Annotated in this window: 13 protein-coding genes; 3 read left to right on the top strand and 10 right to left on the bottom strand. The window is 48.4% G+C overall.

Annotated features, from left to right (window positions below; translation table 11 throughout):
- Window positions 1–7: 7 nt before the first annotated feature.
- From SY83_RS02650 to SY83_RS02670, 5 genes are all read right to left on the bottom strand, one after another.
- Window positions 8–2,173 (bottom strand): glucosidase family protein, encoded by a 2,166-nt coding sequence (locus tag SY83_RS02650; protein WP_068604004.1) that lies wholly within the window; start codon window positions 2,171–2,173, stop codon window positions 8–10.
- A gap of 164 nt (window positions 2,174–2,337) precedes the next feature.
- A complete protein-coding gene (locus tag SY83_RS02655; RefSeq protein ID WP_068604005.1) occupies window positions 2,338–3,219 on the bottom strand; it encodes an AraC family transcriptional regulator in 882 nt (293 codons plus the stop codon).
- A gap of 26 nt (window positions 3,220–3,245) precedes the next feature.
- On the bottom strand, window positions 3,246–4,184 hold the full coding sequence (locus tag SY83_RS02660) for a DMT family transporter (RefSeq protein ID WP_231891360.1): 939 nt from the start codon (window positions 4,182–4,184) through the stop codon (window positions 3,246–3,248).
- A gap of 92 nt (window positions 4,185–4,276) precedes the next feature.
- Complete coding sequence (locus tag SY83_RS02665; RefSeq protein WP_068604008.1) at window positions 4,277–5,140, bottom strand: inositol monophosphatase family protein; 864 nt, start codon at window positions 5,138–5,140, stop codon at window positions 4,277–4,279.
- A gap of 97 nt (window positions 5,141–5,237) precedes the next feature.
- Window positions 5,238–6,059 carry a sulfite exporter TauE/SafE family protein gene (locus tag SY83_RS02670; RefSeq protein ID WP_068604010.1) on the bottom strand — a complete coding sequence of 274 codons (822 nt, stop codon included), beginning with the start codon at window positions 6,057–6,059 and terminating at the stop codon, window positions 5,238–5,240.
- A 189-nt stretch (window positions 6,060–6,248) separates the two neighbouring features.
- Here SY83_RS02670 and SY83_RS02675 point away from each other — a divergent pair, with 189 nt between their 5' ends.
- The 3 genes from SY83_RS02675 to SY83_RS02685 are packed head-to-tail and all read left to right on the top strand — an operon-like array spanning window position 6,249 to window position 8,206.
- Window positions 6,249–6,821: a hypothetical protein gene (locus SY83_RS02675; protein WP_068604012.1), complete on the top strand. Its 573-nt coding sequence runs from the start codon at window positions 6,249–6,251 to the stop codon at window positions 6,819–6,821.
- Between the two features lie 27 nt (window positions 6,822–6,848).
- On the top strand, window positions 6,849–7,553 hold the full coding sequence (locus tag SY83_RS02680) for a YveK family protein (RefSeq protein ID WP_068604014.1): 705 nt from the start codon (window positions 6,849–6,851) through the stop codon (window positions 7,551–7,553).
- A gap of 11 nt (window positions 7,554–7,564) precedes the next feature.
- Window positions 7,565–8,206: a CpsD/CapB family tyrosine-protein kinase gene (locus SY83_RS02685; RefSeq protein WP_068604016.1), complete on the top strand. Its 642-nt coding sequence runs from the start codon at window positions 7,565–7,567 to the stop codon at window positions 8,204–8,206.
- On the opposite strand, the gene SY83_RS02690 is transcribed toward SY83_RS02685, so the two are convergent.
- Genes SY83_RS02690 through SY83_RS02710 form a run of 5 tightly spaced genes read right to left on the bottom strand, consistent with a single transcriptional unit; the run spans window position 8,190 to window position 12,853 of the window.
- Window positions 8,190–9,359 (bottom strand): DegT/DnrJ/EryC1/StrS family aminotransferase, encoded by a 1,170-nt coding sequence (locus tag SY83_RS02690; protein WP_068604018.1) that lies wholly within the window; start codon window positions 9,357–9,359, stop codon window positions 8,190–8,192. The two genes, SY83_RS02685 and SY83_RS02690, sit on opposite strands and share 17 nt — an antisense overlap.
- On the bottom strand, window positions 9,352–10,017 hold the full coding sequence (locus tag SY83_RS02695) for an acetyltransferase (RefSeq protein WP_068604020.1): 666 nt from the start codon (window positions 10,015–10,017) through the stop codon (window positions 9,352–9,354). Before SY83_RS02695 ends, SY83_RS02690 begins: the two co-directional genes overlap by 8 nt.
- Complete coding sequence (locus SY83_RS02700) at window positions 10,014–10,625, bottom strand: sugar transferase (protein WP_068604022.1); 612 nt, start codon at window positions 10,623–10,625, stop codon at window positions 10,014–10,016. Before SY83_RS02700 ends, SY83_RS02695 begins: the two co-directional genes overlap by 4 nt.
- 1 nt (window position 10,626) lies before the next feature.
- Window positions 10,627–11,790 (bottom strand): glycosyltransferase family 4 protein, encoded by a 1,164-nt coding sequence (locus SY83_RS02705; RefSeq protein ID WP_068604023.1) that lies wholly within the window; start codon window positions 11,788–11,790, stop codon window positions 10,627–10,629.
- 55 nt (window positions 11,791–11,845) lie between these two features.
- Window positions 11,846–12,853, bottom strand: coding sequence for an NAD-dependent epimerase (locus tag SY83_RS02710; RefSeq protein WP_082882267.1), 1,008 nt, complete (start codon window positions 12,851–12,853; stop codon window positions 11,846–11,848).
- Between the last annotated feature and the right edge of the window lie 9 nt (window positions 12,854–12,862).

Below are 12,862 nucleotides of genomic sequence, written 5' to 3' on the forward strand. Positions count from 1 at the left end.
GTTAATGTTATTGAACCGTAATTTTTACATCACCGTGATCTCTGTAGTGTTGAGCCCCAATGATGAACGACTCTCGGTGTTTAAGTCCGATACTCGTATCCATCTCAACCTGTTTCCAAGGAAGCCTCACATCAATCTCCTCCGGCAAACGGCCCTTCTCATGAAAATGAATGAAGAGTTCAACTTTACCTTCATCAACGCAATGAATTTGAACATCGACCGGTCCGAAGCTTGTTGGCATTTTTAACACTTCAATCGGAGACGTAAGCTCCATCCATTCAGGAGGAACCCCTTCCCCCACGATAAGCGTCCGATCTTTCTCATACAGGATCAGATCACGGAGCAGCAAGAAAAGTTCTGACGATACCCATCCGTGCGGATGACGGGAAGGCAACTTGTACCAACCTTCAATGGTGCTCCAAAACTCGGCTACATCATGATTGTCTTCGAGCCAACCGAATAAATTATTCACATAATGGTGCTCCAAATAATAATGGACTGTCTGCAGCGCCTTCTCCGCATCACCTAAAAGCAGATAATTATGCGCCTGACCTAGTTCAAAATATTTCCATAACGGTTCCGGATTATAGGCGGCTTTCCCTTGCAAACGGTTTTTCTGCCACCAGGATTCAAATTTCTCCTGCACAAACACGTCGTCAGGCGAGAAGGCTTGGGTTGGCCAAATCGCGCACGTGACATCGCGCTCATTGTCTCCGAAAGCAGAACGTCCATATTCGCGCAGCGCTTCCTGAATCTGAATTGCCTCTTCCTTGTATCGCGCGCCGTCATCTTTCAAACCTAATGCCTCTGCCAATTCGCTGATTGCCTTAAGTCCGAGATGAGCAAACCCGTTTACCCATATGACTGGAATATGTCCATCCATCCGTCCTTGAATTAATCCGTCTTTGGCAGGCTCGCAAACCAAATCCATATTGGCAGAACTTCTTTGATTCGGCAAACGCATTTCCACATCATAATAGTGATACTCGGTTGTTTTCCTAAGCTTGACAATCCATTCGGCTCGCTCACGTAACGAAGGATAGACTTCTTCCAGCCATACCCTGTCCCCCCTTAGCAGATAATGCGTATAGTACGGCCAAATTCCCTCTCCGAAAGCGTCCCCTTCCGCACCGAATCCTCCCGCGAAGATTCGATCCTTCATACGTTCCAATTGTATTCTTACTTCATCGTGGAAACCTGCTTTATCCAAGGCATTCACTATATACACGCAGTCCCTTAACCAGAATAACGGATAAGTAATCGTAGCGATTCGGGCATCATGATCCACGCATGCAATCAACATTTGTGCCAAAATAGAATAGTACGCGTTAGTGTAACGAGCATCTGGAAGTTGAACCGTAACCTTCTTCAAGTTAGCTTCCCAATATTGCTTTACTTTCCCAAGCTTCAGTTCATACGGCTGTTCATGGTACTGTTCAAAACGTGAAAGGTAATCGTATTCCATCGGATGCACAAAGAAATTAAATTCAAACTCCTTCTCTTCCCCGGGTTTTAATTCAAGTGAATACCTAAATGCGCCGCTGCACAAGCCTTGTGAGTCCTCAACCCGGTCTTCAACCGGAAGCGTTCCTCCGCGGAGGAATTCCGAAATCTCCTTACCATCCCGATCAAATCCGCTGGTACCTATGTCTATCGGGGGCTGGTCAGCCAGCATCACGGTGTAACCGTTTATATCCGCTCGGCCCTTCATGTTCATAGCCATGCTTCTGATTTGGCCGCCTGCCGGGCCGTAGCAACGCAGCACAACAAACATAGAAACTTTCGAGACCGCTTCACCCTTGTTCGTCACGTGAATTTTCAACGTATTAACGATATTTTGCAAATCATACACGCTCTCCGCAAATAGCTGTTGCTGAACTTGGATGCCCGCGGCTTTCCATGTACTGTTGAGAATTGGCAAATAACCATCTTCCCACGCCCAATGCAGCCGATCCAGGGAGAATTCCTCCGGGGCATGTAATTTGTCGGCCATAGGGTCGTATATCCACAGGCTTACTCCGAATGTGCCGGCACCGGGAGAGAAACTGCCTCCAGGCTCGACAAACGTCTTCCTATGATCACGACTGTGCGGCAATCCAATGACCGTGTGCTGATCGGATCTCGGCGGAATCCAATTCGGGTGCGAATCCAGCAAATCCTTTAGACGACTCATTATTCTACATCCCTTCTTCACGCTTCTGCGTTAATTCGTATCTCTGTTATCAATGTACAAGAAGACGTGCAGGAACACAGTACGCAAAAGGCAGAAGTTATTATCATATCGGAACAAAAAAAAGGACCCTGTTGATTACAGGATCCCGGTGGTCATATCATGCCTTATAATGGTTCTTTGGGCGCCAAGCTTATCTGCATTCGATACTCCAACGGCGTAATACCCATCTCCTTCTTAAACCATTTATAAACATATTGAATGCTGGACAGCCCCAACAGATCAGCCATTTGTTCAATGGGAATGATTGTATCCGCCAGTAATAATTTGGCCTTTCGCAGTCTAATGCTGGATATCAATTCCGCTAATGTTTCCCCTTTCTCTTCCTTATACAAACGAGATAAATATTTAGGATGATAAAAGAAATGCTGTGCCACCAACTCTACGGTAATTGAATTGGAAATATGCGCCTCTACATACCGCTCAATTTCGGATAACACTTGACGGTTACGTTCTGATTTGTTCCAACTCGCGGGGATTTGTTTCGACGGGTTATCATTTACTTTACGATATAACTTAATATAAATTTCGCGAAGAATTCCGTCGATTACTGACAAATATCCTGCCTGCTGGGCCACAATTTCCCGACAAATGTCCTCAAACCTAGTTTGGATTCTTGAATGTCGATGAAATGAATGCCGGCCCTTCCACTCCTTCGTAAACGCATTTAATCGTTCTGCTCCCGCTCCATCATGTCGGATCATTAGAAACATTAACTCAAACGGAACATCCGCATCGTGTGTTTCAAAGTGAGGTGTGCCGGGAGGGATGACAAACAGATCACCGGCATGGGCCTCATAAGTCTCTCCGCCGATCTGATAAATGCCCGTTCCTTGAAAGACATAGCCGATTTCCAACTCCTCATGGGTATGCATCTCACATTCCCACCGATCCTTGGCTTCCGCCAAATGCATATAGATGCATTGAAGCTCAGTCCCCCAGAAACATTCGTCCAGTTCGGACGACGTCAGATGAGTTTGTCTAATCATGTTATCTCCCTCCTTGTGCTTGGAGCTTAAGCGCTCTCCTTCGTTACTGCGTCAACCTCATGCGGTACCGCCTGTTGTCCGTTACTGCGGATAAACAACCAAACGCCGCCGATCAATAAAACACCCGCACCCAGTTGAATAGCGGTCAACGCTTCGCCCAGCAGGAAATACGCCAGAATCGTCGCCCCGATCGGCTCTCCCAGAACGGACATGGACACTGATGTGGCATCCATATATTTCAGCAGCCAATTAAAGATGTAATGTCCCAAAATCGTCGGAACTACAGCCAAAAGGGCGAATACGCCCCAGTCGACCGCCTTATATCCAAAGAAGGCGTAACCCTGTATCAGGCTGTAGAGCGCCAGCACTCCGCCCGCCACCGCAAACACAGCAAAACTGTAGCTTACAGAAGACAGCTTGGAACGCAAGCTTTGCCCCAGAATCATATGCAGCGCGACAGCCGCCGTTCCGAGCACGGACAGCAAGTCACCTTGGAGTGCCTGGGGAGACAGTCCCCAATCCCCCCAACCGATGGCAATCGCGCCAACGACAGCAACAGCCATCCCTATGATTCGGGATAAGGAAGACCGTTGTTGAAATGCCCAGTACGAACCCAGCATCACCATGACCGGCTCCAAAGCCATAAAGGCGGTAGACGAGGCGACTGAGGTATATCGAAGCGATTCCATCCATAGCAGAAAATGAAGACCCAACGCGGCGCCGGATCCAACCAACAAACCGGTCGCTTTCCCTCCGAGAGTGAACATTTCCGAACCTTTCCTCCATACAAAAGGGAGCATCAGCACATTCGTCATCCACAGACGGTACATCGCCATGATGGCTACCGGCGCGGCGGACCATTTTACAAAAATGGAAGAAAAGGAAATGGCAATAATAGCTACGGCCAATATGAACATTAAAAGTAGAGGATTTAATCTGGACTGAGGTATAGAATTAGGTTTCAAAATGTGCGCTTTCTCCTTCAGATCACTTAGATTCCACTATTGTACTAAAAAAAGCGCTCATCGGGGAGATGAACGCTTCACATTATATAAAATTAGGATTTCGTTGCATCCTGAAGGGCTTGTGATAACGAGTCATGAATGCGGCCATTCGTGGTCAGAATGTTACGTACGCCGAGATGGTACGGATTGCCCTCAATATCGGTCACCTTGCCGCCCGCTTCCTGGATGAGCAGCGTACCGGCAGCCAGATCCCAGCTGCTTAGATTCATCTCCCAGAACCCGCTTAATCGTCCGGCAGCTACATAAGCCAAGTGCAAAGCGGCCGATCCTCCCGCCCGGATGTTACGGACTTGCGGGGCCACCGCTTGCAATTGCGCCATGTTCGCCGGATAGGCTGTGACAGGGTCCGCCGGAAATCCGGTTGCAAGTAAGCTGTCACTGAGCGTTGTTTCCTCTGAAACAGCTAACGTCCGATTACGAAGATAAGCTCCCTTGCCTTTCTCCGCCACAAATAATTCATCTCTTGAAGGATCATAAATCACGCCTACAATGACTTCGCCTTTATGGGCAAGCGCGATGGAGACCGAGTAGAACGGAAATTGGTGAACGTAGTTGGTTGTACCGTCAATGGGATCGACAATCCATAAATATTCCGCGGCGCTTACCTTCTCCAAAGCTTTCCTTGAAGCTTCCGGTCCCGCCTCCACCCCCTCCTCGCCAAGAAAAGCGTGATCGGGAAAGTGTGTCAACACCAGGTTGCGAATCAGCGCTTCGGCCCCCTTATCCATTTCCGTAACCAGATCCTGCCGTGAGTATTTCGTATCTAAATGGGTGTATGTGCCCAGCTTGCTCTTGATCCATTCTCCGGCTTTGGCCGCGCAGTTAACCGCAACCGCCGTATAGCTCTTGCTGCCGACTACATAAGGTACGGCCTTCTGATCCCCTACAGGTATCATTTACATTCCCCCTTCCACAAGTTTTACATCGTAATGTATACGCCTCAAACAGCAAATCGTTTCATTTCTATATATATCGGATGCTTTAAACTGGAAATTAAGCCCAATTCAAGCCTTCCGCGATCGTTTTGGCCGCAACACCCAGCATGGATATCCGCAATATCCATAGGAGTCCTTTGCCGCTCATCTTTCCAGCAATCCATGCGCCCAGCTTCCCTCCAAGCCATGCCCCCGGTGCAAGCGCGGCTACGCTCAGCCAATCCACGTCCCCGTTAAACATGTGCACGGAGCTGCCCAGAATGGAGGAGAAGAAGATGACGAACATGGATGTGGCCGTGGCAATATGAGCCGGGTACCCGAACAGGATTACCATGACCGGCACGAATAAAGAACCGCCGCCGATTCCGAACAGGCCCGAGACCAACCCTACGAAGAATCCCAGAATCAGAGCGGCAGCCACGGAATAACCGTAGGTGTACGTATGATTTTGGGCATCCGTAAACGATCTCTTAATGCTCCAGTGAATGTCCAAAGGCTTGATGTAATCCCTGGCGATGAGCAGTCCTGCCATAGTCAGCATAAAAAAACCGAAAATTAATTGAAACCGATCGGGATTCAGCACGCCGGTCAAAGCCGCACCCACCATGGATGCCGGTCCGCTTGCCGCAAAGTAGAGCCAACCGCCCTTATAGTCGATTTTCTTCTGTTTGCGAAATACCAGTGTCGATGATAAGGCGGTGATAATCAGCACCGTCAGGGAGGTGCCCACGGCTTCGGTTGCCGTATAAGCGCGATTCAGCAGTGAGGGGCCCAAATACATGAGCGCCGGCACTGTAATGATTCCCCCGCCCAGCCCCACAACACTGCCAAACGTCGCTGATAGGATGCCGATAAGTAACAGGAGCAGTATGGTAAGCATGAGGGACCTTCTTTCGGGATGAATGATTATGTTTATAGTACCATAGCAAGGGTTTGCGCGGCTGAATTTTACAGTATATCCGTATCTTAAAGCCTATACCGCTGTTTTGTGCCTATGATATAATAATAGTTAGTAAAATTTAGTGAATTGCTTAATGTTTATTCCAGAAACTAGGAATGGGGTGTGGACATGTTCGGAAACTATAAGCGACTGATTGAACGTTATAGAGAAGAGCGTATTTACATCTCTGAATTAGTATTCTCCCGTCTGGATGAGCCTCATGAATTTTATTTATTTCTGGCTGATTTCCATTGCGAGATCCGGGTACCTGTAGAATCGGTATTATCGATGAAACGTATACGTTCACGGGAAGAGACGCTCTATCATATCTCCGTAAGCCACGGAGGGGATCTGCTATTGATTGTTGATCATAACCGGGGCAACCATTATATATATTGCAAGCGCGAGAGTTATACCCGCTTATTGAAGCATCATAACCTCGGCACGGACAGCATTCAAACTGGCGCCCTGGCTTGGGTTGCAGTTTCCCAAGAGCCCGTTGAGGCGAATTCTAACAACTTTCCTTCCAATGAACCGGTTACCGAGAACCAGGTGTTCCAAGAGGAGCCGACGGTTAGCACGGGATCCGCCTCTAACCGTTTGCCTTTACCTCCAAGAGCGAACAGGCACAGCAATGACCGAATGCTCTCCTTTCGTACAGCCACTCAATATATCCAAAGCTTTTTTACTTATTTTTTCTAAACAGCATGTTGTGATCGGGAGAGAGTTATGAAAGCTATTCAAGTAAGTGAATTTCTGGCCCTGATTAGAAAGCGACTCGGGCTCATCGTTCTTGTGACCGTTATAAGTTCATTAACATCCGCGTATATCACTATGTTCCACATTACGCCTATATACTCTAATAGCTGTACCCTACTCGTAAATGAACAGAGTAATTCAACCGACAGCGCTCTTCGTTTCGATGATATTCTCCTTTATGAGAAACTGTTGGGTACGTACAAGGACATTCTTAAGAGCAACCGGATTTTGAAACCTGTCACCCAATGGTACGGCCATGGTTTGACACCGGAAGAACTGGCGAGTTTAACTCAAATTACCACGAATGTGAATTCCCAGGTCATTACGATCTCTGTCCGGTTCCATGACTATAAAGCGGCAACCGACTTAACGAACTACATAGCATTAACCTTTAAAGATAATCTGCAAGACATTATGTCGGTGGATAATGTACAGATTTTAGATGAAGCCGAACTGAGAGACAACCCTTCTCCTGTAAGTCCTAACTTTATTCTAAACATGGCGGCCTCGGTGTTCCTGGGCTTGTCCACATCCGTTGCGTTCATTTGGCTCAGCTATGTCATGGATTCCAGAATTAAGAGTGAAGATGATTTAAAGGACTTATTAAGTTATCCGCTTCTGGGTTCTGTGCCTTCCTATCCGAAATCCACCCGTAATCAAACCATGCATCGCTAACAGGAGCCCTCATGAGACGAAACAATACACTATCAAGTTCGCTTCACCCCAACGATTACGAAACACCTATTACGGAAGCTTACCGGACCATACGCACCGCCATTAAATTCGCCGCCGAAGATCAGAGCCGTAAGGTTCTGTTATTCTGCAGCTCTATTCCCGGTGAAGGCAAGACTTCCATTATAGCGAATCTGGGAAGGTTGTTTGCCCAGGATCATAAAGCGGTTCTGTTGCTGGACGGCGATTTGCGTCGGCCCCATCTACATTCCTTATTCGCGTTAAATAACCGTACAGGGCTGAGCTCTATATTATTGGGTTATTCCAACCCTGAAGAATCCGTGCAGTCAACACAGATTCCTAATCTGTCCGTTCTGACCGCAGGTCCGATCCAGCCCAATGCCGCCGAGTTGTTAGGCTCGCCTCGGTTAGAAGAAACCCTTTCCCTGCTTAAAGATGCCTATGACATTATCCTTGTTGATGCTCCCTCTTTATTAACCGTTTCCGATGCTCAGTTGCTGGCTCAGGTAGCCGACGGCATCGTTCTCGTCATCAGAAGTCAGGTCACCCACAAAGAACAACTAATAAAGGCTCAACAGTTTCTTGAGCCTTTCCGTCCTAAAGTATTGGGCGCTATCCTTAACGACCGCTCTTAATCTCGCTTCTCCGCCTCTTATATATGGTCTTCATGCTTTCGATAACCCGCTCCATATCCGCATCGGTCATCCCCGTCCCGGAAGGGAGGCACAAGCCTGTGTGATAAAGCCGATCCGATGTTCCGGTCTGTCCATGACGGTAATAGCGGCATCCTTCGAATAAAGGTTGCGCATGAAGCGGTTTCCAAACAGGTCTGGACTCAATATGGAGTTCAGCCAGCGCATGAACGAAATCAAGCGCGGTTAATCCGCATGCTTCGGGATCGATGGTCAGCGTAGTCAGCCAGCGGGTGCTCCGCCCATAGGAACATTCGGGCATAAATATGAAGCCGTCCAACTTGCCCAAGGCTTGTCGGTAAGACTCGAAAATCTCCCTTTTGCGCGCGACACGATCATCCAGCACTTTCAGTTGACCTTGACCTACCCCCGCCAACACATTGCTCATTCTGTAATTGTAACCTGATTCCTTGTGCTCATAATGAAGACATTGCTCTCTGGCTTGTGTAGCCCAGAACCGGGCTTTCTCCAGGTCCTCCAAGCGATCCGATACCAGCATGCCTCCGCCTGAGGTGGTTATAATCTTATTGCCGTTGAAGGAATAGATGCCGTATCGCCCCAAGGTACCGCTGGCTTTTCCTTTGTAGTGAGCGCCCAGAGACTCAGCCGCATCTTCAATAACAGAAACTCCGTACCGGTTACAAAGCTCCAGAATGGGATCATAATCCGCACTCTGCCCATATAGGTTCACCACTACCACCGCTTTAGGCAAGACGCCTGCTCGGTACGCATCATATAACGCTTCCTCAAGCGCAACTATGGACATATTCCACGATTCCGGATCGGAGTCGATAAAGACGGGAGTTGCGCCTAATTGAACAATAGGATTGGCGCTTGCGACAAACGTAAGACTGGAACAGAACACGGTATCCCCGGCTTGTACGTCCGCTAACCTTAGCGCCAGATGTATAGCCGATGTGCCTGAGTTTAAAGCAACGGCCCCCGCGGCACCTGCATACTCCGCAACCGCTTGTTCAAACGCGTTTAACTGTGGACCGACCGTAGAGATCCAATTCGTAGCAAATGCCTTTTGCACGAACGCCTCTTCATATCCGCTCATATGGGGAGCCGATAAGTAAATCCGGTTCTCATGCATCCGCTTTCCTCCCATTCTCTTGCCGAGTCTTGATGACCTTGGCCGGTACCCCGACAGCTATGGAATGAGCCGGGATGGGTGTGGTCACGACAGCTCCCGCTCCGATGACAGCCCCCTCATGGACGGTCAGTCCCGGAAGAATGACGGAGCCTGCACCAAGCTCCGCTAACGCCTCTACTGTGACCTGACCGGAAACCGAGGTTCCCGGCATGATCGAAGCATAATCATGAATAAGGCTGTCATGTCCGATGGTGCTTCCGTAATTAATCAGCACATGCCGGTCCAGTCGGACATCTGTACTGATGACCGTATGCGGGGCGACCAAGCATCCGGAGCCAATCTTAGCGGAGCCCGCTACGACCGCACTGGGATGGATAATCGTCGCAAACTTGCATGCGGGCCGTATGGATTCCATGCGCTCTACCAGATTCTGACGAACCGCCGAATTGCCGATGGCACAGATGAAATACACGTTCTCATCCACGTTGGCACAGACTTCATCCACGTTTCCCAATATGTTCATATGTTCATTTGCGGCATGATCGTCAGCGAATCCTAACAACGCCCATGGTTCTTGAAGGGTTTGGTTTACATCTTCAACCCATTGAGCCGTCTCCCTCGCTTGTCCTCCTGCACCTATTATAATCAATGGTTTCATAGGTCACGCTCCAGCCTGTTTGCATTCCCTGTAAATTTGGGCATGGTTACATGGGTTTCGTTAGCCACATTCTCTCTTCTTACCACAATGTTTATCGTTCGCAACATAATATAGAAATCAAGCTTCAAGGAGTGATGATCCACATACCAAAGGTCGTGTTCAAACTTCGTTTCCCACGTCAGCCCGTTCCTTCCGTTAATTTGTGCCCAGCCTGTAATGCCTGGCTTCACATCATGTCTCCGGTGCTGCTCCTTGGTGTATAAACTTAAGTATTCCATAAGAAGGGGGCGGGGTCCTACCAGACTTAAGTCCCCTTTAAGAATATTTATAAATTGCGGCAATTCATCGATACTGGTAGACCGTATAAATTTCCCGAACGAAGTCAGACGGAGCTCATCGGGAAGCAGTATGCCCGAAGCATCCTTGTTGTCGCTCATCGAGCGAAACTTGTAAAGCCCGAACGGTTTTCCGTACCTGCCGGGGCGTTGTTGTTTATACAGCACCGGCGAACCTAAGCGATAACGAATCAACAGAGCTACAAACACCATTAACGGCATGGCCAACAACAGAATCACAAGCGCTACACTCAAGTCTATTATCCGTTTCATCCTATGAAGACTCTTTGGTCAGAGAGTTGAACAGAGACAACTGCTTGCGAATCACTTCCTGTTCATTGAATCGTTCCACAGCGATTTCCCGTCCCTTCTTCCCATATCTGATCCGCATATCCTTGTCTTCAGTCAGCAGGTGCAGCTTTTCATATAAGGCATCCGCGTTTCGCGCCTCCACCAAGTATCCATTCATCCCGTTGAATACTTCTTCCCGGCAGCCCCGGATGTTTGTCGCCACCACGGGGAGTTCCATAGCCATGGCTTCAATAATCGAACGCGGCAGCCCTTCGCGATAGGAGGGTAATGTAAAGATGTCCGATACCGACATGATTTCAACAATATCCTTCCGGTAACCGACCGGCATAATCCCGGGATGCTCCATTTGCTCCCTTAACAAATGGATGCTTTCCTGATCGGGCTCGCCCTTAAATAATTCCCCGATCAGAATCAGCTTCACTCTCGGATTATGCTCGTAGAGTCTTTTGAATGCCTCGGTGATTTCAAAGATACCTTTTTCACGCACAAGTCTGCCTATGAATGTAATGACGATATCGCCCGGTTCAATTCGCAGCTCGGCGCGAAGTTCCTTCTGTGCCTCCGGATCGACCAAAGCTCTATTAAATTTGCCAAACAGATCTACCCCGTTACTAAGATGAATGATTCGTTCTTCACGCATGAAACGGCTTCTCTTGCATAACTCATAATCCTCTTCGCTTTGCAACAGAAGCCAGTTGGTGCAGAATCTCGCCATCCATTTCTCCAGTTGAAAGAAGAAGGTGTAGGTGGATTTGGACATCCCCTCATGAAAATAAAAGCCGTGGGCTGTATATAGAATATGACGTACGCCGGCAAGTTTGGATGCGATCCTCCCCAATACGGCAGCCACTGGTGTATGTACGTGTACCACTTCATAACGCTCTTTGCGAATGAGTTTGTAGAGTTGGTAGGTTGCTTTGATATTAAGGAGCGAGAATATTTTCCTTTCAAAAGGGATTTCGCGCATTTCCAAGCCTTCCTGGCGCAGAGCGGCAAACTTCCCGGTGTCGTTACAAGCGTTGTGTACCTTAAATCCGGCTTCCATCGATTTCAAGACCATCGGCTTCAGTAAAGCATCTGTAGAAACATCAATCGCACAAACTTGTAGTATCTTCGCTTTTCGCATTTCTTGTATCCCCTTAGCGTAGGTGTAGCCTCTGACTTGCTCTTCTTGCTCTTGGTCAAGTTGTGTAATACGATTTGTACCATTCTACGAATTTGCCGATCCCGTCTTCGAGTGTTGTTCCCGGCTGGAAATCGATTTCGCGGATAAGCTCTTCCACATCGGCAAACGTATCGGTTACATCGCCATTTTGCATCGGAAGAAACTCCTTGTTCGCCTGTTTGCCCAGTTTGCGTTCCAACGTTTCGATGAAATCCATGAGGCGGACCGGTTGATGGTTCCCGATATTGTAGATGCGATAAGGCGCCTTGCTTGTGCCGGGATGTGTTCCGTCGTCCTCCGGGTTGGGGGCAGGCTTCTTCGCCAACAGACGTACCATGGATTCAATGATGTCATCAATATAAGTAAAGTCCCTGCGCATGTTGCCATGGTTAAATACCTTTAGCGTCTCCCCCGTAACGATCGCTTTAGCAAATAGGAACGGCGCCATATCGGGCCTGCCCCAAGGTCCGTAGACTGTAAAGAAACGCAGTCCCGTCGTCGGTAATCCGTATAGATGGCTGTAGGAGTGCGCCATGAGCTCGTTGGCTTTCTTCGTCGCGGCGTACAGGCTCACGGGATGATCCACATGGTCTTGCACTCGGAAAGGCAATTGTTCGTTCGCGCCGTACACGGAGCTGGAGGAAGCATAGATCAGATGGGGTAAACCATGCGACCGGCAGGCTTCCAGAATGTTCAGAAACCCTACTATATTCGAATCGACATACGCCCTCGGATTTTCCAGACTGTATCTGACCCCGGCTTGGGCCGCAAGGTGAAATACGGTATGGACCGGATGATCGGCCAGAACAGATTCCAACCCTTCCCGATCCTCCAGGGACAATTCCATAAATGTAAAATCAGAAAACGGGAATAATTCATTTAATCTGGCCTTCTTGAGATTCACATCGTAATAATCGTTCAAGTTATCAATACCAATGACATGATGACCGTCCTTCAACAGTCGTAAGGACAGATGATATCCGATAAATCCGGCACATCCTGTAACGAACATTATTTTGCTCATAAGAACCTC

The sequence above is a fragment of the Paenibacillus swuensis genome, assembly GCF_001644605.1.
GTDB lineage: Bacteria > Bacillota > Bacilli > Paenibacillales > DY6 > Paenibacillus_N > Paenibacillus_N swuensis.

Excerpts from the sequence above, each read along its gene's own strand:
- SY83_RS02650 (WP_068604004.1), bottom strand. The coding sequence starts at position 2,173 with ATGAGTCGTCTAAAGGATTTGCTGGATTCGCACCCGAATTGGATTCCG.
- SY83_RS02655 (WP_068604005.1), bottom strand. The coding sequence starts at position 3,219 with ATGATTAGACAAACTCATCTGACGTCGTCCGAACTGGACGAATGTTTC.
- SY83_RS02665 (WP_068604008.1), bottom strand. The coding sequence starts at position 5,140 with ATGATACCTGTAGGGGATCAGAAGGCCGTACCTTATGTAGTCGGCAGC.
- SY83_RS02670 (WP_068604010.1), bottom strand. The coding sequence starts at position 6,059 with ATGCTTACCATACTGCTCCTGTTACTTATCGGCATCCTATCAGCGACG.
- SY83_RS02675 (WP_068604012.1), top strand. The coding sequence starts at position 6,249 with ATGTTCGGAAACTATAAGCGACTGATTGAACGTTATAGAGAAGAGCGT.
- SY83_RS02680 (WP_068604014.1), top strand. The coding sequence starts at position 6,849 with ATGAAAGCTATTCAAGTAAGTGAATTTCTGGCCCTGATTAGAAAGCGA.
- SY83_RS02685 (WP_068604016.1), top strand. The coding sequence starts at position 7,565 with ATGAGACGAAACAATACACTATCAAGTTCGCTTCACCCCAACGATTAC.
- SY83_RS02690 (WP_068604018.1), bottom strand. The coding sequence starts at position 9,359 with ATGCATGAGAACCGGATTTACTTATCGGCTCCCCATATGAGCGGATAT.
- SY83_RS02695 (WP_068604020.1), bottom strand. The coding sequence starts at position 10,017 with ATGAAACCATTGATTATAATAGGTGCAGGAGGACAAGCGAGGGAGACG.
- SY83_RS02700 (WP_068604022.1), bottom strand. The coding sequence starts at position 10,625 with ATGAAACGGATAATAGACTTGAGTGTAGCGCTTGTGATTCTGTTGTTG.
- SY83_RS02705 (WP_068604023.1), bottom strand. The coding sequence starts at position 11,790 with ATGCGAAAAGCGAAGATACTACAAGTTTGTGCGATTGATGTTTCTACA.
- SY83_RS02710 (WP_082882267.1), bottom strand. The coding sequence starts at position 12,853 with ATGAGCAAAATAATGTTCGTTACAGGATGTGCCGGATTTATCGGATAT.